This is a genomic window from Nocardioides sp. NPDC127503 (genome assembly GCF_040302165.1).
Taxonomy (GTDB): Bacteria; Actinomycetota; Actinomycetes; order Propionibacteriales; family Nocardioidaceae; genus Nocardioides.
Genome location: NZ_JBEORH010000002.1, coordinates 73,127 through 91,240 on the forward strand (window position 1 = coordinate 73,127; position 18,114 = coordinate 91,240).

At 69.0% G+C, this 18,114-nt stretch carries 19 protein-coding genes; 5 read left to right on the forward strand and 14 right to left on the reverse strand.

What is annotated here, in order from left to right; genetic code table 11:
* Positions 1 to 10 precede the first annotated feature (10 nt).
* Genes ABTW65_RS04345 through dut form a run of 3 tightly spaced genes read right to left on the reverse strand, consistent with a single transcriptional unit; the run spans position 11 to position 1,558 of the window.
* Positions 11 to 382 carry an OB-fold nucleic acid binding domain-containing protein gene (locus ABTW65_RS04345; RefSeq protein ID WP_350658712.1) on the reverse strand — a complete coding sequence of 124 codons (372 nt, stop codon included), beginning with the start codon at positions 380 to 382 and terminating at the stop codon, positions 11 to 13.
* Positions 383 to 389: 7 nt separating this feature from the next.
* Positions 390 to 1,052, reverse strand: coding sequence for a DUF3710 domain-containing protein (locus ABTW65_RS04350; protein ID WP_350658713.1), 663 nt, complete (start codon positions 1,050 to 1,052; stop codon positions 390 to 392).
* A gap of 53 nt (positions 1,053 to 1,105) precedes the next feature.
* The gene (gene dut, locus ABTW65_RS04355; RefSeq protein WP_350658715.1) at positions 1,106 to 1,558 is read right to left on the reverse strand and encodes a dUTP diphosphatase; all 453 of its coding nucleotides are present in this window, start codon (positions 1,556 to 1,558) and stop codon (positions 1,106 to 1,108) included.
* 73 nt (positions 1,559 to 1,631) lie between these two features.
* On the opposite strand from dut, the gene ABTW65_RS04360 reads away from it, so the two are divergent.
* Together ABTW65_RS04360 and ABTW65_RS04365 are read left to right on the forward strand one after the other, a co-directional pair.
* Positions 1,632 to 2,090 carry a DUF3093 domain-containing protein gene (locus tag ABTW65_RS04360; protein ID WP_350658716.1) on the forward strand — a complete coding sequence of 153 codons (459 nt, stop codon included), beginning with the start codon at positions 1,632 to 1,634 and terminating at the stop codon, positions 2,088 to 2,090.
* A gap of 35 nt (positions 2,091 to 2,125) precedes the next feature.
* Positions 2,126 to 2,440, forward strand: a complete 315-nt coding sequence (locus tag ABTW65_RS04365) for a DUF4235 domain-containing protein (protein WP_350658717.1) — start codon at positions 2,126 to 2,128, stop codon at positions 2,438 to 2,440.
* A 163-nt stretch (positions 2,441 to 2,603) separates the two neighbouring features.
* Here ABTW65_RS04365 and ABTW65_RS04370 read toward each other — a convergent pair whose 3' ends face one another.
* The 11 genes from ABTW65_RS04370 to pafA form a co-directional block, all read right to left on the reverse strand.
* Entirely contained in the window at positions 2,604 to 2,894 is a 291-nt protein-coding gene (locus ABTW65_RS04370) for a DUF4193 domain-containing protein (protein WP_040755057.1), read from the reverse strand.
* A gap of 265 nt (positions 2,895 to 3,159) precedes the next feature.
* A complete protein-coding gene (locus ABTW65_RS04375) occupies positions 3,160 to 4,017 on the reverse strand; it encodes an inositol monophosphatase family protein (RefSeq protein ID WP_350658718.1) in 858 nt (285 codons plus the stop codon).
* A gap of 25 nt (positions 4,018 to 4,042) precedes the next feature.
* Entirely contained in the window at positions 4,043 to 5,149 is a 1,107-nt protein-coding gene (locus tag ABTW65_RS04380) for a ferrochelatase (protein WP_350658719.1), read from the reverse strand.
* Between the two features lie 178 nt (positions 5,150 to 5,327).
* Positions 5,328 to 8,108: a DEAD/DEAH box helicase gene (locus ABTW65_RS04385; protein ID WP_350658720.1), complete on the reverse strand. Its 2,781-nt coding sequence runs from the start codon at positions 8,106 to 8,108 to the stop codon at positions 5,328 to 5,330.
* 30 nt (positions 8,109 to 8,138) lie between these two features.
* Complete coding sequence (locus ABTW65_RS04390; RefSeq protein WP_350658721.1) at positions 8,139 to 9,038, reverse strand: diacylglycerol/lipid kinase family protein; 900 nt, start codon at positions 9,036 to 9,038, stop codon at positions 8,139 to 8,141.
* Between the two features lie 17 nt (positions 9,039 to 9,055).
* Positions 9,056 to 9,901, reverse strand: coding sequence for a twin-arginine translocase subunit TatC (gene tatC / locus ABTW65_RS04395; RefSeq protein WP_350658722.1), 846 nt, complete (start codon positions 9,899 to 9,901; stop codon positions 9,056 to 9,058).
* Between the two features lie 8 nt (positions 9,902 to 9,909).
* Positions 9,910 to 10,203: a twin-arginine translocase TatA/TatE family subunit gene (gene tatA / locus ABTW65_RS04400; RefSeq protein ID WP_141804833.1), complete on the reverse strand. Its 294-nt coding sequence runs from the start codon at positions 10,201 to 10,203 to the stop codon at positions 9,910 to 9,912.
* Between the two features lie 38 nt (positions 10,204 to 10,241).
* Entirely contained in the window at positions 10,242 to 11,294 is a 1,053-nt protein-coding gene (locus ABTW65_RS04405) for a helix-turn-helix transcriptional regulator (RefSeq protein WP_350658723.1), read from the reverse strand.
* Positions 11,291 to 12,274, reverse strand: coding sequence for a helix-turn-helix transcriptional regulator (locus ABTW65_RS04410; protein ID WP_350658724.1), 984 nt, complete (start codon positions 12,272 to 12,274; stop codon positions 11,291 to 11,293). The genes ABTW65_RS04405 and ABTW65_RS04410 overlap by 4 nt, the downstream gene beginning before the upstream one ends.
* 24 nt (positions 12,275 to 12,298) lie before the next feature.
* Positions 12,299 to 13,279 carry an FKBP-type peptidyl-prolyl cis-trans isomerase gene (locus tag ABTW65_RS04415; RefSeq protein ID WP_350658725.1) on the reverse strand — a complete coding sequence of 327 codons (981 nt, stop codon included), beginning with the start codon at positions 13,277 to 13,279 and terminating at the stop codon, positions 12,299 to 12,301.
* A 99-nt stretch (positions 13,280 to 13,378) separates the two neighbouring features.
* Entirely contained in the window at positions 13,379 to 14,740 is a 1,362-nt protein-coding gene (gene pafA, locus ABTW65_RS04420) for a Pup--protein ligase (protein WP_350658726.1), read from the reverse strand.
* A 167-nt stretch (positions 14,741 to 14,907) separates the two neighbouring features.
* Between pafA and ABTW65_RS04425 the strand changes: the two genes are divergently transcribed.
* From ABTW65_RS04425 to ABTW65_RS04435, 3 genes are all read left to right on the forward strand, one after another.
* The gene (locus ABTW65_RS04425) at positions 14,908 to 16,419 is read left to right on the forward strand and encodes a SulP family inorganic anion transporter (protein WP_350658727.1); all 1,512 of its coding nucleotides are present in this window, start codon (positions 14,908 to 14,910) and stop codon (positions 16,417 to 16,419) included.
* A 110-nt stretch (positions 16,420 to 16,529) separates the two neighbouring features.
* Positions 16,530 to 16,970, forward strand: a complete 441-nt coding sequence (locus ABTW65_RS04430; protein WP_350658729.1) for a VOC family protein — start codon at positions 16,530 to 16,532, stop codon at positions 16,968 to 16,970.
* Between the two features lie 209 nt (positions 16,971 to 17,179).
* On the forward strand, positions 17,180 to 18,049 hold the full coding sequence (locus tag ABTW65_RS04435) for a DMT family transporter (protein WP_350658730.1): 870 nt from the start codon (positions 17,180 to 17,182) through the stop codon (positions 18,047 to 18,049).
* Positions 18,050 to 18,114: the final 65 nt, after the last annotated feature.

The following is an 18,114-nucleotide window of genomic DNA, read 5'->3' on the forward strand; positions in this document are numbered from 1 at the left end:
TGTGGTTGGCTCACTCGTTGGGGTCCGGTATCAGCTCGTAGCGGGGGTTGAACATGATGCGCTGGCCATCGGTGCGGCCGATGCGGCCCTGCACCTGCAGGGACCGGCCCGGGCTGATCCCGGCGATGCGCCGGCGTCCCAGCCAGATGAGCGTCAGGGTGCCGGAGCCGTCGAACAGGTCGGCCTCCAGCGCAGGGACGCCACCGCGCGGTCGTAGCGTGATCGTACGCAACGTCCCGCGCAGCCGCACCGGCTCGCGGTCGGGCGCGTCGGCGATGGAGGCGAAGTCCTTGGCGACATAGGCGGCCCGGATCTCGCTCGCGTCGATCGAGCCGGTGTTGGCCCACTCACTGAGCTTCGCGCGCAGCCGACCCTTGGACACTACTGGCTCACTTCTCGACGCGGCGCGCGTTGGGCGGCAGCTTCACCTCGAGGGCCTCGCCCTTCGGCTTGGCCCCCTCACCACGACGAACGACCACCCGCTCCAGGAACTTCTCCCACTCCTTGCCGGCGGTCGGCTCCATCGCGGGGCGGCCCATCATGGTGGCGCGAAGCATCCAGCGCGGGCCGTTGACGCCGATGATGCGGGTCTGCTGGACGGCCGGCTGGCCGTCGGGCAGCTTGACCTTCATCTGGGTGATCAGCTCGGTGCCCCACGGACCCTCCAGGTCGGCGGTCGCACCGCCGCGCTGCTGGACGTCCTCGCGCAGCATCGGCAGCGACTCGGTCCACAGGTCGCCGTTGCGGGGCGCGGCGAAGGCGCGCAGCTCCATGGCGCCGTCCTCGGCGGTCAGCATCACGGCCGCGATCTGCCCGGACTTCTCGTCCACCTGCAGGCGCAGCTCCTTGCCCGGCGCCGGGGCGAGCATCATCGAACCGAGGTCCACCCAGTCACCGGTGATCAGCCCGTCGGGGACGGAGTCGATGTCGAACGGCCCGATCTCAGGAGCTGCCGGCACCGGCCGCTCGGGGGCCATCGGCCCGTCCTCGACCGGTGCAGATGGCTCTCCCCGGTGGGAGGGCGTGGACTTGCGGCGGAACTTCACGACCATCTGCTTTCAGGTTTGCGGTGAGTCTCTGAGGAGACTTATCTAACACTGATCCCTCAGCGGTTGGAGAAGCCCCCGGTAGAACCGTATCCCCCATCGCCACGAACTGAGTGGGGCAACTCGGAGACCTCGACGAAACGAGCCTGCTCGACGCGCTGGATCACCAGCTGGGCGATCCGGTCGCCACGGCGCAGCTCGATCGCCTCGACGGGGTCGAGGTTGATCAGTGCCACCTTCACCTCGCCGCGGTAGCCGGCGTCGACGGTGCCGGGGGCGTTGACGATGGACAGCCCGTGCTTGGCGGCCAGTCCGGAGCGCGGGTGCACCAGGCCGACGTACCCCTCGGGCAGCGCCATCGCGATCCCGGTCGGCACCAGGGCGCGCTCCCCCGGTTTGAGGCTCACGTCCACGGTCGTCCGCAGGTCGGCACCGGCATCGCCCGGGTGGGCGTAGGCGGGCGGCGGCAGCTCGGCGTCGAGACGGACCAGGGCTACTTCGAGATCAGACACAACCCGCACCTTAGATGCTGTGAGGCTCACCCGATTCGTGACTCCCTTGACCGACGTGAAAAACTCACGATTCGTGAGCACCCCGGCGTACGACGAGCGACTGACCGTGCCGCTGCGGTGGTGGGTCCAGGGCGTCATGTTCCTGGCGACCCTGTGGATCGCGGTCATCCTGTGGGTTCCGGCCGCACTCGCCTGGGGCATCACCGCCGCGATCGTCGGCCTGTTCGCGCTGGCCATGATCGTCTACGGCAACGCCAAGATCACGATCGCCGACGGCGTCCTGCGGGCGGGGCCCGCCCGGATCGAGGCGCGTTTCCTCGGCGAGGCGGTCGCGCTCGACGAGACCGAGGCGCATCACCTGGCCGGGCGTGACGCCGACGCCAGGGCGTACCTGCTTCTTCGTCCCTACCTCAAGCGCGCGGTGCGGGTCGCCATCGAAGACCCGGCCGACCCGACGCCCTACTGGCTGCTCTTCACCCGGCACCCGGTCGCGCTCGCCAAGACGGTCAACGCACTCCGAGCGAGTCTCTGAGCGGCAACCTCCCGGCCATGGCCTAGGCTCGAGGTATGTCCAAGTCCACCAAGGCTGACAAAGCCGATAAGGCTGACAAGGTCTGGGCGATCATGGCCCTCGTCAGCGGAATCGGGGCCGCCAAGGTCACCAACAAGGTCCTCTCCTCCGGCTGGAAGGCGTCCACCGGACGCAAGCCTCCGGCCAACCCCGCCGACCCCGACGTACGCCTCCTGGAGGCCGTGCTGTGGTCGGCTGCGACCGGCGCCACTGTTGCGCTCGCGCGGATGTTCGCCCAGCGGCGCGCGGCCAACTACTACGTGAAGTCGGTCGGTCGGCTGCCCAAGCAGCTGGAGAAGGACGGGTCCTGAGTCAGCAGATCCTGAGATAGCAAAGAAGGCCGTACGGAATCCGTGCGGCCTTCTCCCCTTTTGCCCGGCTTGCGTCGGGCTTTCCGCCGAGTCGGCGCGTTTGCACAGAGCGCTTGCTAGCGCAAGCTATGCAAACCCGCCGACTCGGCGGCTTTTGACTGTGCTACGCACAGTCAAAGCAGATCATCTTCTTTTCGTCAGCCAGCTGGCTGCGGTGGTGAACCAGGAAGCAGCTCATACAGGTGAACTCGTCCTCCTGCTTCGGCTTGACCTCGACCGCGAGCTCCTCATGGCTGAGGTCGGCTCCCGGGAGCTCGAACGACTCGGCCGCCTCGGCCTCGTCCTCGTCAACCTTGCCCGAGTTCTTGTCGTGACGACGAGCCTTGAGCTCTTCGATGCTCTCCTCGGACTGGTCCTCTTCATTTTTACGCGGTGCGTCGTAGTCCGTCGCCATATGCGCCACTCCCCTTCTCACTCATCTTCAGTCCCCCCGCGCGCCCCCGAGGGCAGCGGCACGGCCCGTGATTGTGCACCATCAACGCGGATTTCGCACACTCAACCGGATCCGCGTCGCCGAAACGTTCTGTCATCTGGCGGTATTCCCTATCACGGGTATAGATGAGCAGTGAGTTTCGGGTGGGTGAACGCGGCTGTACCGACGGGGCTCCGGGACCTTCCCGGCCCCCGGCCGGTCATAGATCTACATCAACCAGCGGCTTTCAGTCGGGTACGACACCCGGGAGCGAGTCAACTGGCAGAAAACCGGCCTGAACAGCCGCTTTCCGTAGTTCATCGTAGCCGTGGGCTGGTGCGACGATCACGAACCGACGACCGCCGATCCCGGTCGTCGCCTCCCATCGAGCGCCGGCGGCCTCCGCCACCAGGCCGGCCGCGGCATGGTCCCACAGATGCAGCCCCTCCTCGAGGTAGCCGTCGAGGGTCCCCTCGGCCACTCCGCAGATGTCCAGGGCTGCCGAACCAATGCGACGAACATCACGTACGACCGGAAGCAGCCGCACCAGCGCTTCGGCCTGAACCCGGCGGAGCTCGGCGTCGTAGGAGAAGCCGGTGGCGATCAGCCGCTGCCCGAGCTCGGCGGGTTGACGTACGCCGATGGGCTCGCCGTTCTTGACGGCGGCGGCCGATCCGTCGGGCTGCCGGAAGGCGGCGTAGAGGGTGCCGTGGGGCACGTCGACGACCGCGCCGGCGACGACCTCACCGGCGTACTCGGCTGCGATCGAGACCGCGTAGCTCGGCAGGCCGTAGAGGAAGTTGACGGTGCCGTCGATCGGGTCGACGATCCAGCGGACGCCGCTGGTGCCCAGCGTCTCCTCGCCCTCCTCCCCGAAGAAGGCGTCCTCCGGACGCTCCTGGGAGATCATCCGACGGATCAGCGCCTCGGTGTCCCGGTCGGCCTCGGTGACCACATCGGTCGCGGTGGACTTGGTGGCGGCCACCTCGACCACGCCGGCGGCCCGCTCGCGGACGAGATCGGCGGCCGCGCGGGCAGTCGCCACCGCGAGCGCGAGCAGGTCTCCGGGCTTGGGTGCGGGCGGGGACGCTGGATGCTCTGTCATGGGGCCGACCCTATGCCGCGGCTGATCACTCGGAGTACTGGGGCGAGTCCTCCCCCGAGAGGGTCGGCAGCGGCGAGCGCTGGTTGAAGCAGCAGCCTGCGGGGCAGCGGTCGGGCCCGGGGCCCAGGTCGCCCACGGTGGGCCGCTCAGGGGCCTCTCCGCGCTCTGCGGCGGCGCGTTCGAGGAGCAGCTCACGTACGGCGGCCACGAAGCGCGGGTCCTCCCCCGCGGTCGGGCTGCGGCGGGCGTGGATCCCGAGCTTCTCAGCGGTGGCCATGGCCTCGGTGTCGAGGTCGTAGACGACCTCCATGTGGTCGGAGACGAAGCCGACCGGGCACATCACCACGGCGCGTACGTCGTCGCCCGCCAGGTCCTGGAGGTGGTCGTTCACGTCCGGCTCGAGCCACGGGATGTGCGGGGCGCCGGAGCGGCTGCAGTAGACGAGGTCCCACTCGTGGGTGACCCCGCGCCGCTGCGCGACCTGCTCGGCGATCACCTCGGCGACGTCGAGGTGCTGGGCGACGTACGCGTTGCCGTCGGGGCCGGCGTTGTCGTTCATCGAGGTCGGGATCGAATGGGTCACGAAGAGGATCCGCGCACCATCACGCTCGTCCTCGGGCAGGTCCTCGAGAGAGGCGAGTACGCCGTCGACGACCGGCGCCACGAAGCCCGGGTGGTTGTAGTAGCGCCGCAGCTTGTCGAGCACCGGCGTCTGGTCGACTCCGCCGGCGTTGTCGCACGCCTCAAAGAGGTTCTCGCGGTACTGCCGGCACGAGGAGTAGGACGAGTAGGCGCTGGTCGCGAAGACCGCCGCCCGCTTGATCCCGTCGGCCCGCATCTGCGCGACCGTGTCGCTCAGGTAGGGATCCCAGTTGCGGTTGCCCCAGTAGACCGGCAGGTCGATCCCGTTCTCCGCCAGGTCGCTGCGCAGCGCCGCCAGGAAGGCCCGGTTCTGGTCGTTGATCGGCGACTTACCGCCGCGATCGAAGTAGTGCTGCCCCACCTCGACCAGCCGCTCGCGCGGGATCCCCCGCCCCCGGGTCACGTTCTCCAGGAACGGCACCACGTCCTCGGTCTTCTCCGGCCCCCCGAAAGAGACGAACAGCAGGGCATCGTACGGAGAGACATCCACCCGCCCATCATATTTCACCGCCTACGCCACAGACCAAACGCCCGCCCCTGCTGGTCGAGCCGCGAGGCCGCCCGCGGCCGAGCGTGTCGAGACCAACACGGCCCCTGTCGCGCTCGATGGGACTGTGTTGGTCTCGACACGCCTCCGCCTAGCGGCTCCGGCGGCTCGACCAGCGGGGCTACTCCACCACCGAGGAGTAGGCGACGACGCCGCGCTTGATGAGGTCCATGGTCTGGCGGGCCGTACGGCGCAGGGGGACGTCGCCGGCGGCGTCGGCGACCTGGCCGCAGAGGTCGATGAGCTGCTTGACCCAGCGGACGAAGTCACCGGCGGCGAGCTCGACCTCGCTGAGGACATCGTCGAGCTCGTCGCCCTCGGCCCAGCGGTAGGCGGCCCAGGCGAAGCCGAGGTCGGGCTGGCGGAGGAAGTCGAGCTTGTGGTCGCGCTCGAGGGCGTCGAGCTGACCCCATAGCCGCACGGTCTCGGCGATGACGTCCTTGACCCGGCCGCCGGGGAGGCGGGGCGGGGTGGCGTCGTCGGAGCGCCGGGCCTCGTAGACCAGCACCGAGAGGGCGGCGGCGAGCTCGGAGGGGGTCAGGTCGTCCCACAGCCCCTCGCGGAGCGCCTCGGCGGCGACGAGGTCCATCTCGGAGTAGAGCCGCATCAGGTGGGTGCCGCGCTCGGTGACCGTCTCGCCCTCGAGGTAGTCGAGGGCGACCAGCACGTCGCAGACCCGGTCGAAGGTGCGCGCGACGGTGTTCGTACGCGCCTCCACCCGGCGGCGCAGCGTGTCGGTGTCGCGCGAGAGCTTGAACCAGCGCTCGGCCCAGCGGGCGTGGTCCTCGCGGTCGGGGCAGTCGTGGCAGGGATGCATCTTCAGCTCGCGCCGCAACTCGGAGATCTGGGTCTCCACCGAGCTCTTGCGCTCCTTGCGTGAGGTCGGCGACCCCTCGTACGGCACCGGACGCAGGTCGAGGGTCTTCTCCCGGAGCCGCGAGGCCATGTCGCGGCGCATCTGCGGGTTGCGGCCGTTGAACGACTTCGGCACCCGCAGCCGGGTCTGGGCGACGATCGGCACGTTGAAGTCCATCATCGCCAGGCGCCGGGCCTGCCGGTCCTGGGTGATCACGTAGGGACGAGGTCCGTCGGGGTCGAAACCCGGGTCGAGGACGACGGCATAGCCGGCGAACTTGCCGGTCGGCACGTCGATCACGTCACCGATCTTCAGCTTCGAGAGCGACTCGATGATCTCCTCACGGCGGTCGGCACGCCGCTCGCGGGAGGAGGACTTCTCGACATCGGAGATCTTGCGGCGGATCGCGGCGTACTCCATGAAGTCGCCGCGGTCGCACGTCGCGGCCTCCTGGTAGCCCTCGAGCGCGTCCTCCGCCTTGCGCACCTGGCGGGCCAGCCCGACGACGGCCTTGTCGGCCTGGAACTGCGCGAACGACTGCTCCAGCAGCTCCCGCGAGCGCGCCCGGCCGAACTGGTGCACCAGGTTGACCGCCATGTTGTAGGACGGCCTGAAGCTGCTCCGCAGCGGATAGGTACGCGTCGAGGCGAGGCCGGCGAGCTCGCGCGGGTTGAGCCCCTGCTGCCAGAGCACGACGCCGTGGCCCTCGACATCGAGGCCACGTCGGCCGGCGCGGCCGACGAGCTGGGTGTACTCCCCCGGCGAGAGGTTGACGTGGGCCTCGCCGTTCCACTTCGAGAGCTTCTCGATGACCACCGTGCGGGCGGGCATGTTGATGCCGAGCGCGAGCGTCTCGGTGGCGAAGACGGCCTTCACCAGACCGCGCAGGAACAGCTCCTCGACGACCTGCTTGAACGCCGGCAGCAGGCCGGCGTGGTGGGCGGCGACACCGCGGCTGAGGCCGTCGATCCAGTCGTGGTAGCCGAGGACGTGGCGGTCCTCGTCGGGCAGGTCGGCGCAGGCCTCCTCGACGTAGGCGATGATCTCGTCACGCTCGTCGGGCGTGGTCAGCCGCAGGTTGGCCTGGATGCACTGGCCCACCGCGGCGTCGCAGCCGACCCGGGAGAAGACGAAGTTGATCGCGGGGAGCAGGTTGTCGCGCTGCAGGGCGGTGATGACCTCCACGCGCGACGGGATCCAGACGCGCCGCCCATTGCCCACGCGCCGGTTGCCGTTGCCCTTGCGCTTGTCCTTGGGCGTACGCCGGTCCGTCATCCGTCCGGCCGCCCAGTCGTCGCGAGCCAGCCTCATCAGCTCGCCGTTCACCGGAGCGCCCTCCTTGACGAACCCGGCCGCCGCGTCGACGTCGGAGGAGGCGAACAGGTCCATGATCCGGCGGCCGGCCATCACGTGCTGGTAGAGCGGCACCGGCCGCTTCTCCTCGATGATCGTGGTCGTCTCGCCGCGCACCGTGGTGAGCCACTCGCCGAACTCCTCGGCGTTGGAGACCGTGGCGCTCAGGGAGACGACCGAGACCGACTCGGGCAGGTGGATGATGACCTCCTCCCAGACCGCGCCGCGGGAGCGGTCGGCGAGGTAGTGGACCTCGTCCATGACCACGAACCCGAGACCCATCAGGGTGTGCGAGCCCGCGTAGAGCATGTTGCGCAGTACCTCGGTGGTCATCACCACGACCGGCGCCTCGCCGTTGACGACGTTGTCGCCGGTCAGCAGGCCGACCTGGTCGGAGCCGTAGCGCTTGACCAGGTCGTTGTACTTCTGGTTGGAGAGCGCCTTGATCGGCGTCGTGTAGAACGCCTTGCGACCGGTCGCGAGCGCCAGGTGGATGGCGAACTCACCGACGATCGTCTTGCCCGACCCGGTCGGCGCGGCGACCAGGACGCCCTTGCCTTCCTCGATCTCCTTGCACGCCTCGATCTGGAAGTCGTCGAGCCCGAAGTCGTAGAGCGAGGCAAAGTCCCGGAAGACGGGGTAGTCCTTGTCACGCTTGAAAGCGGCGTACTTCTCCGCTGGCGAGGCGTCCATGGACCCGAGCCTATCGACCGACACCGACAATCACGCGCGCGGCGGCACGAGTACGCCGAGAGCGGACGGCACGCACTCGACATCGAGCGGCAGCGGCCCGAGGCGCTCCCCGTCGCTGTAGGCGATCACGCCGGGAGCGGAGGCGGTGATCCGGCGGGCGCGGATGCGCTCGAAGGCCGGATGGGTGAGGTGCTTGGCCTGGCGTACGCCGGGGAAGACGCGCAGGAACTCCAGCCGTGAGACCGGCTTGATGAGGATGGCGTCCAGCAGGCCGTCGGCGGGGTCGCACTCCGCCGCGATCCGCAGGCCTCCGCCGTACGACTCGGTGTTGGCGATCGCCAGGAGCATCGCCTCCTGCTCGCGGACCGTGGTCGCGCCGGTCGAGTCCTCGATCTCGAGCCGGTAGGGCACCGGCTTCCAGTTGCGGATCACCGACAGCGCGGCGAGCGTGTAGCGGAGGTCGCCATGGGGCCACCTCATCGCGTTGGCCCGCTCGTTGACCGCTGCATCGAACCCGGCGGCCAGGACCGTGGCGAACCACGACTCGCCACTCCGACCGAGGTCGATGCGGCGGGGGTGGTTGCGTACGACCACGTCGGCGGCAGCCAGCGGGTCGCCGGCCGGGATCCCGAGCGCCCGCGCGAAGTCGTTGCCGGTCCCGAGCGGGATGACACCGAGGTTGACCTCGGTCTCGGCCAGTGCCTGGACGGCGACGTGGACCATGCCGTCACCGCCGAGGGTCACGACCGTGTCGACCCCGTCCGCAGCCGCCTTCCGAGCCAGTTCGAGAGCGTGGTCGGCGTCGTCACCGATGAGGTGCTCGACCACGGCCCCCGAGGCCGCCAGCCTCGCGGTGACCGCATCGAGGATCTGGTCGGCGTTGCCGCGGCCGGCGGTGGGGTTGGCGAGCAGGGCGATCTGACGCGTCACCCGGTGAAGACTAGTGGTCAGATCACCGACGGGACGTCAGGATCCCCGATCATGTCCTTGCGCTTGCTGGCCTTCCGCCTGTCATGCGCCCGGGCGATGACCTCGGAGATCCCGAAGAGGACGACCATCGGACCGGCCATGATCGTCATCGTGAACGGGTCACCCGACGGGGTCGCGACGGCGGCGAAGACGAAGGAGCCGATGATGATCCAGGCGCGGTACTTGCCCAGGGCGGCACCGGGCAGGACCCCGATCCGGTTGAGCAGGATCACGAAGACCGGGATCTCGAAGGCGATGCCGAAGACCAGCAGCGTACGGCTCAGGAAGCTGAGGTATTCGCTGAACTCGACGATGTTGGTCAGGCCGTCGGGGACGAAGGCGAACAGGATCTCCAGGCCCTTGGGCAAGGTGACGTAGCCGAGCAGGACGCCGAGGAGGAAGAGCGGGCCGGCGACGGCCACGAAGATCCTCGACATCTTCTTCTCGTGGGCGTGCAGGCCGGGCATCAGGAACGCCCAGATCTGGTAGAGCCAGATCGGCGCGGTGCCGATGAACGCGGCCAGGCCGCACAGCTTCAGGTAGAGCATGAAGCCGCCTGCGGCGCCGTTGACAGAGCTCAGCGAGGCAGCGCCGCCCTCCTGGTCCATCATCTTGACGGCCTTGAGGTAGGGGTCCATGACGAGATCGAAGAGCTGCTCGAAGAAGAACAGCGCGACGACGAACCCGACGACCAGGGCCAGGGACGCCTTGATCACCCGCGCACGGAGCTCACGCAGGTGGTCGGAGAGAGCCATCCGGCCGTCGTCGCCGATGGGGTGCTTGGGGGTGCCGCGGAAGATCGCGACAACACCGGCGATGGACAAGGTCGGCCTCAGTTGCCGGAGAGGCGCTCGCGCTCGGCCTTGATCTCGGCCTCACGACGCTCGAGCTCGGCGATCCGCTCCTGCTCGGAGGCGGTCAGCTCGGCCGGCTTCTCGGCCTTGTCGCCCTTCTCCTTCTCGTCCTCGTCGCGAAGACCCTTGGTCTCGGTCTTGAAGATGCGCAGCGCCTGACCGGTGCCGCGGGCGAGCTCAGGAAGCTTTGCGGCACCGAAGACGAGGATGACGATCGCCAAGATGATGAGCCACTCGGCTCCCTGCGGCATACCGATCAATGGAGTGAACATGAACTACCTCATCTACGTCTAGGGGGAACGCCAGAAGTCTACGCGTCCGTACGGTACAGGCCGAGTGCATGCCGCGCAGACGCGGCGAACGATTCAGTGAACTCTGTGCTCATCTGCGCCCTTCGGGCGTCAGCTTGCGCCCCTCGGTCGCCCTCAGCCACGAGCTCGGCATGGGGCGCCAGCCGGAGCAGGAACCGGGTGAGCCAGCGCTGGTCGTAGACCCGCAGCCCGACCTCGAGCCCGCCATCGGGCAGCTCGACCGGGTCGATCACCGAGTAGTATTCACCGACCCAGCGGGCCTCAGGGGCCAGCCGCACGCGGACGATCGTGCCGTAGTCCGTACGCTCCAGCAGCCCGGCCGCGTCCTCGGCGCTCGCGCCGTCCTCGGGGTCGGTGGCCACCGGGGTGTCGAGCACCTCGGCTCCCCTGATCCGGTCGAGTCGGAAGCTGCGCGGCGCCTCGGCGGTGTGGCACCAGGCGTCGAGATACTCGATGTCGCGGATCGAGACCAGCGCGCGCGGGTCGATGACCCGCGAGGACTCCTCGTCGCGCGCCGGGACCCAGTAGTCGATGCGTACCTGGCGACCCTGGTCGATCGCGGTCGCGATCGCGGCATGGATCTGGACGAGTGAGGTGTCGATCAGCTCCTCACCGGGGTCGACGCTCGCCGCGGCGCCCTCGGCAGCCGCCTGCTCGAGCTTGGCCAGCGTACGGTCGACGACCTCCTTGGTCTCCGCGCTCACCGCACCGCCCCGCAGCGCGCGCAGCGCGACGATCACGGCGGTGGCCTCGATCGGGGTCAGCCGCAGCTGGCGGTCGAGGTAGTCGGCGTTGGAGATCCGGATGACCCGGTCGCCGTCGGGCTCGGTCAGCGCGTCGATGTCGACGTCGATCAGGTCGTCGGGGTAGCCGCCGGGCAGCCCGCACATGAAGAGCACCTGCAGGTCCTTGACCAGCTGCTTCTCCTCGACGCCGAGGTCGGCGGCGGCCTTGTCGAGGCGTACGTCGTCCTCTTGGGAGTAGAGGTAGGGCACCAGCGTCAGCAGACGCCCGACCTGCCCCTTGGCACCCGACGCACCCGTCACGCTCATCGTGCGGCTCCGTCCAGGCGCGCCACCAGCTGCTCCAGCCGCGTCGCGACCTCGCGACGCAGGTCCTCGGGCTCCTCGACATAGGCGTCGGCGCCGTGGCCCAGCACCGCTCCGACCAGGTCGGCGGGCACCCGGGTCAGCACCACGCGGTCCCAGTCGTCGCGACCGTCGGGCCCGGTCACGCCGGACTCGGTGGAGTCGGCCGCCCTGCGAAGGGTGTAGCCGCTCCCCTGCCGCAGCAGCAGGACGGCCTTCCCCGCGGGCGGCGCCGGCGCCAGGGTCCGTGCGATATCGCGTACGTCGACCTCGGCCGGCACCTCGAAGGCATCGAACTCGCCGACCGCCCGGGCCTCCCCCAGGACGCGGGAGAGCCGGAAGATGCGGGTGTCGTCGCGGTCGACGTCATGGCCGACGGCGTACCAGCGGCCCGAGTAGCGCACCACGCCCCACGGCTGCAGCCGCCGGTGGGACGGCTCGGCCGCCCGTGACCCGCGGTAGTCGAACTCGACGATCTGCCGGTCCTGGGTCGCGGCCACGAAGACGTCGAAGGAGCCCTCCTCCGCGGCCAGCCGCGGCTGCACGATCTCCAGCGCCGAGACGTCGGTCTCGAGCCCGGCGGCGTTGAGCTTGCGTACGGCCTCGGTGGTCGCCTCCGCCATCGAGGCGTTCTCCCAGACCTTGGTGGCCAGCGCGACCACCGCGAGCTCGTCGGCCTCGAGGGTGATCGGCGGCAGCGCGAACTGCTCGGGGCTGACCCGGTAGCCGATCTCGTCCTCGAAGAAGGAGTCGAGCACCCCGGTCTCGATCGGGACACCGAGGCTGCGCAGCTCCTCCTTGTCGCGCTCGAACATCTTCTCGAACGCCTCACCGTGGGACGACGGGTAGAGGACCTCGCGGATCCGCTCCTTCGACACGTTGTCACGCTGCACTAGCAGCATGATGAGCAGGTTCATCAACCGCTCGGTCTTACCCGCCGCCACGGTGTTCTCCCCCTAGAGACTCTTCTACTGCGGAGCCGGGGTGGATTCGGCCTTGACGACGTCGATGACGAAGTAGAGCGTGCTGTTGGCCGGGATCCCCGGCGTGCCGCCCTGGCCCGGCTTCTCCTCTGAACCGTAGCCCAGCTCCGGCGGGATCTGCAGCAGAACACGGCTGCCGACCTTGACGCCCTCCAGGCCGTTGGTCCAGCCCGCGACCACCTGGTTGAGGGCGAACGGCACGGCCTCCTTGCTGAAGCTCTCGTCGAACGGCTTCTTGGCGCCGTAGGTCATGCCGAGGTAGTTGGCGGTGACCGTCTGGTCGGTGGTGATCTCCTCGCCCTCGCCCTCGGTGACGATGGCCCGCTTGAGCCCGTCGTCGGCCTTCGGCTTGGCGATGCCGGTGAAGTCGAACCCGGTCGGCTTGCCGTTCTTCTCGACGACCTTCGGGAGCTCGGAGGCGTCGACGTCCTGCGGGGTCTTGTCGGCGGCGGGCTTGACCACGTCGACGACGACCAGCAGCGTGTCGTGGTTGCCGATGCCCATCTGCGGGTTGCCGCCCTCGCCGAGCAGGTCGGCCGAGCCGACGATGGCCTCGATCCGGTCGCCGACCTTGGCGCCCTTCAGGATGGTGCTCCACGGCTTCTCCGCCGGGAGCTCCTCACCCTCGGGGGCCTGGCTCTCGTAGGCCCAGTCCTTGTCCAGGGTGGTGGCGTTGCCGATGTAGATCTTGGCGAAGACGCCGCGGTCCTTCGGGATCTCCTCACCCTCGCCCTCGGTCAGGGTCTTGACCTTGGGGTCCTTGGGGTAGGCGATCGCGGACTTCCACTTCAGCGTGGGCGCCTTGTCGACCGAGGCCGAGACCGTGGCGCCGTCGAAGCCGGAGACGGTCTCGTCGCCGTACCCCGTCTTCTCCTCGCCGCCGCAGGCGACCAGAGCCGGGATGAGCAGGGTGACGGCCAGCGCGCTCAGCGCGTGGCGCAGACGAGGCCGAGGAGCAGTGGGCACAGTGCAAACCTTCGTGACGTGAAATAGAGATAGACGACAGCGGAGCACACCATATCCGCCCGGTGGTTGCCCCGCAGCGAAGCCACCCCGGCCGGTGCCTCACATGCCGTCGATGAGCCTCTGCACGCGCTCGTCGTACGCCTTGAGCGGGTCCTTGCACAGCACGGTGCGCTGAGCCTGGTCGTTGAGCTTGAGGTGGACCCAGTCGACGGTGAAGTCGCGGCGGCGCTCCTGCGCCTTCTTGATGAACTCGCCACGGAGACGGGCACGGGTGGTCTGCGGCGGCACCGACTTGGCCTCGAAGATCTTCAGGTCGGTGGTCGCCCGCTTGACCGCGCCCTTCTTCTCCAGCAGGTAGTAGAGGCCGCGGTTGCGGTGGATGTCGTGGTAGGCGAGGTCGAGCTGGGCGACTCGCGCGTGGCCCAGCGGTAGGCCGTGCTTGGCGCGGTAGCGGTCGATCAGCTTCCACTTGATCACCCAGTCGATCTCGCGGTCGACCAGGGAGAGGTCGTCGGACTCGATCGCCTTCAGGCCGCGCTCCCACAGGTCGAGGGCGGCGATCATGGTCGGGTCGGTGATCTCGCGGCGATCGACGAACTCGCGCGCCTTGGAGAGGTATTCGTTCTGGATGTCGAGGGCGCTGGCCTCGCGACCGTTGGCCAGCCGCACCTTGCGGCGGCCGGTCAGGTCGTGGGCGATCTCGCGGATGGCGCGGATCGGGTTCTCCATCGTCATGTCCCGCATGACGACGCCCTCCTCGATCATCCGCAGCACCAGGTGGCAGCTCGCGATCTTGAGCATCGTGGTGGTCTCGGACATGTTCGAGTCTCCGACGATGACGTGGAGACGCCGGTACTTCTCGGCGTCCGCGTGCGGCTCGTCGCGGGTGTTGATGATCGGCCGGGACCTCGTCGTCGCCGACGACACGCCCTCCCAGATGTGCTCGGCACGCTGCGAGACCGCGAACCCGGCACCCCGCGGGGTGTGGGTGACCTTGCCGGCACCGACGATCAGCTGGCGGGTGACCAGGAACGGGATGAGCACGTCGGCGAGCTTGGAGAACTCCCCCGCGCGACTGACCATGTAGTTCTCGTGGCAGCCGTAGGAGTTGCCGGCCGAGTCGGTGTTGTTCTTGAACAGGTAGATGTCGCCCGCGATGCCCTCGTCGTGCAGCCGCTGCTCGGCGTCGAGGAGCAGCCCCTCCAGGATCCGCTCCCCCGCCTTGTCGTGGGTGACGACCGAGACCACGTCGTCACACTCGGGCGTGGCGTACTCGGGGTGGGAGCCGACGTCGAGGTAGAGCCTCGCGCCGTTCCTGAGGAACACGTTCGAGCTGCGGCCCCAGCTCACGACCTTGCGGAAGAGATAGCGGGCCACCTCGTCCGGGCTCAGCCGCCGCTGGCCGCGGAACGTGCAGGTCACGCCGTACTCGTTCTCGATGCCGAAGATGCGCCTGTCCATACTGAAACCCTAGACGGTCGACGGTCACTCCGGAGGCGTTCAGAGGTACGACACGGCGGGGCGCGCCGTCCACCGGCACGCCGACCGCGAGCCGACGCCGGAAGGGTCGAATCTCACATCGCTCACAAAGCCGGGGACGAGTGCGGCCAGCCCTAGGATTGCGGCTCGTGCCCTCACCCCTGCCTTCGTCCTCCGCCGGCAACGAGCCAGGCGTCCTCGCGGCGCTGCGTTCGCCGCGGCTGCTGCGTACGGAGGTGCTGGCGGGCCTCGTCGTCGCTCTCGCGCTGATCCCCGAGGCGATCTCGTTCTCGATCATCGCCGGGGTCGACCCGCGGGTCGGGCTGTTCGCCTCGTTCACCATGGCGGTCGCGATCTCGTTCCTGGGTGGGCGGCCGGCGATGATCTCGGCGGCCACCGGCGCGGTTGCGCTGGTGATCGCCCCGGTGATGCGGGAGCACGGCTATGACTATCTGATCGCGACGGTGCTCCTGGGCGGCCTGATCCAGATCGCGCTGGCGCTGGCCGGGGTGGCCCGGCTGATGCGCTTCCTCCCCCGCTCGGTGATGGTCGGCTTCGTCAACGCGCTCGCGATCCTCGTCCTCGAGGCGCAGATCGTCCACATGGTCGACGTGCCCTGGGCGGTCTACCCGATGATCGCCGTGGGCATCGCCGTCATCGTCGGGTTTCCGCGGATCAACAAGGTGATCCCTGCCCCGCTGGTGGCGATCGTCGCGCTCACCGCCTTCACCGTCATCGGTGCGATCGACGTGCCGAACGTCGGCGACCAGGGCAAGCTGCCCGACAGCCTGCCGACCTGGTTCCTGCCCGACGTACCTCTCACCTTCGACACGCTGCAGGTCATCGCCCCCTACGCCCTCGGGATGGCGCTGGTCGGCCTGCTCGAGTCGCTGCTGACCGCCAAGCTCGTCGACGACATCACCGACACCCACTCCGACAAGACCCGCGAGGCCGGCGCGCAGGGACTTGCGAACCTGATCACCGGCTTCTTCGGCGGCATGGGCGGATGCGCGGTCGTCGGGCAGACGATGATCAACGTGAAGGTCTCCGGCGCTCGTACGCGGCTGTCCACCTTCCTCGCCGGCGTCTTCCTGCTCGTCCTGGTGGTCGGCTTGGGCGGCGTCGTCGCGCTGATCCCTATGGCTGCCCTGGTCGCGGTGATGATCATGGTCTCGGTCAGCGCCTTCGACTGGCACTCGGTCCGGCCCTCCACCCTGCGGCGGATGCCTCTCTCGGAGACGGCGGTGATGCTCACGACCGTCGCGGTCACCGTCGCGACACGCAACCTCGCGATCGGCGTCATCGTCGGGGTCCTGGTCGCGCTGACGCTCTTCGCGCGCCGTGTCGCCCACCTGACCGACACGCACCGGGAGCTCGTCGAGGGCGCCGACGGCAGCGTGAGTGCCGTCTACCGGGTCACCGGCGAGCTCTTCTTCGCCTCCAGCAATGATCTCTACACGCAGTTCGAGTACGCCGACGATCCCGACGAGGTCGTCATCGACCTCTCCGACTCCCACATCTGGGACGCCTCCACGGTCGCGGCGCTCGACGCGATCACCCACAAGTACGCGACCAAGAACAAGTCCGTACGCATCGTCGGCCTCAACGCGTCCAGCGCCGACCGGCACGAGCGGCTGACCGGTCAGCTCACCGGTCACTGACCAAGGCGGGCCGATTTCGTGTCGTCGGGCATGTAGAGATCGGCGCGCCGGCCTCGTTCCCTCGTCGAAGGCACCCGCCAAACGACGAGCACAGTACGAGGATGGCAGTCATGACACACCTGTTGAAGTTCGACCACATCGGCATCACGGTCGCCGACATCGACCTGGTCACGGAGTTCTTCGTCGGCCTGGGCCTGGAGATCGAGGGACGTACGTTCGTCGAGGGCGAGTTCATCGACACGGTCTGCGGGATCCCGGGGGCGCGCTGCGAGGTCGTGATGCTGCGCCCGCCGGGCGGCGGCACCACCCTCGAGCTCGCCCGGTTCGTACGTCCCGACCACGTGCCCGGCTCGCCCGAGGCGATGGCCAACGTGCTGGGCCTGCGCAACGTCTGCTTCCAGGTCGACGACCTGGACGCGGTCCTCGCGGAGCTGGCGAAGGACGGCTATGGGCTGGTCGGTGGAGTCGGCGTCTACGAGGACATCGTTCGGATGGCGTACGTGCGCGGGCCCGAGGGCATCGTGGTCTCGCTCTCGGATCAGATGGGCTGAACCGAGCGGCGTCCTCGAAAACGGGCTGTCGCGGCCTCAGAGCCGTGGCACACTTCGGGCCATGACTTCGAAGCATCTCGGCCTGCTTCCGCCGCCGGTCGCCTGACCGGAGCGGCCTCGCCGATCTGCCGCTGAAGGCGCGGATCGGCTCTCTTTGGCGTGCTCCAGACGCTGCCCTTCCGTCTTGTCGAACCTGGAGCACCTCTTCGATGTCCTCTCTCTCCGCCCGTCTCGGGCTCGTTCAGATCTGTCTCGCCGGGGTCCTATGGGGCACCGGCGGCCTCGTCCTTCAGATCGTCCGCGCGATCACGCCGATGTCGGTGCTCACGGTGAGCGCATACCGCATGCTGATCGCCGCGGTCGTTCTGCTCGCCGTCCTTGCCGCCTTCGGCCGCCTGCGCGACCTTCGCCTCGACCTCCGCACGGTGGTCGTCGGGGTCGCGACCGGCCTCTACCAAGCGCTCTACTTCGCCTCCGTGGTCGCCGTCGGAGTGACCGTGTCCACCGTCGTCAGCCTCGGGATCGCTCCGGCGATCCTGCTGGCCGGCGAGGCCATCGCGTCACGTCAGCGGCCGACCGGCCGGCAGCTCGTGGTGCTGGCGACGGCGCTGACCGGGCTGGTCCTGGCCTCGGCATACGCCGGCAGCGGGGCCGGCGGCGACCGGCCGGTGACCGGGGTGCTGCTCGCGATCGCGTCCGGATCTGCGTACGCGCTCACCACTGCGGTCGGGCGCCCGCTCGTTCAGCAGCGCAGCCCACTGCTGGTGACGGCCGGCGCCACCTGCGTCGGGGCCCTTGCCCTCACTCCGTTGGCGCTGCTCGGCGGCGGGCCGCTCGTCTCGTCCTCGGCGACCGTGTGGGCCTGGCTGGTCTACCTGGGCGTGGCGACGATGGCGCTGGCGTACGGCCTGCTCTATGCCGGGCTGCGCACCACGCGCAGCAGCGCGGCCACCGTGGCCAGCCTGATGGAGCCGGTCGCCGCCTCCGTCGCTGCGGCAGCGGTCCTCGGTGAGCGCCTCGCCGCGCCGGCGGTCGCCGGGGTCGTGCTGATCCTGGTCGCCGTCGCCGGTCTCGCGTAGATCGGAGACGGAGCGAAGCCGGGGAGTCTCAGGCGCACCGGGTGCACCTGGGACTCCCCGGCTTC

Excerpts from the sequence above, each read along its gene's own strand:
- ABTW65_RS04350 (WP_350658713.1), bottom strand. The coding sequence starts at position 1,052 with ATGGTCGTGAAGTTCCGCCGCAAGTCCACGCCCTCCCACCGGGGAGAG.
- ABTW65_RS04365 (WP_350658717.1), top strand. The coding sequence starts at position 2,126 with ATGTCCAAGTCCACCAAGGCTGACAAAGCCGATAAGGCTGACAAGGTC.
- ABTW65_RS04370 (WP_040755057.1), bottom strand. The coding sequence starts at position 2,894 with ATGGCGACGGACTACGACGCACCGCGTAAAAATGAAGAGGACCAGTCC.
- ABTW65_RS04375 (WP_350658718.1), bottom strand. The coding sequence starts at position 4,017 with ATGACAGAGCATCCAGCGTCCCCGCCCGCACCCAAGCCCGGAGACCTG.
- ABTW65_RS04385 (WP_350658720.1), bottom strand. The coding sequence starts at position 8,108 with ATGGACGCCTCGCCAGCGGAGAAGTACGCCGCTTTCAAGCGTGACAAG.
- tatA (WP_141804833.1), bottom strand. The coding sequence starts at position 10,203 with ATGTTCACTCCATTGATCGGTATGCCGCAGGGAGCCGAGTGGCTCATC.
- ABTW65_RS04405 (WP_350658723.1), bottom strand. The coding sequence starts at position 11,294 with ATGAGCGTGACGGGTGCGTCGGGTGCCAAGGGGCAGGTCGGGCGTCTG.
- pafA (WP_350658726.1), bottom strand. The coding sequence starts at position 14,740 with ATGGACAGGCGCATCTTCGGCATCGAGAACGAGTACGGCGTGACCTGC.
- ABTW65_RS04430 (WP_350658729.1), top strand. The coding sequence starts at position 16,530 with ATGACACACCTGTTGAAGTTCGACCACATCGGCATCACGGTCGCCGAC.
- ABTW65_RS04435 (WP_350658730.1), top strand. The coding sequence starts at position 17,180 with ATGTCCTCTCTCTCCGCCCGTCTCGGGCTCGTTCAGATCTGTCTCGCC.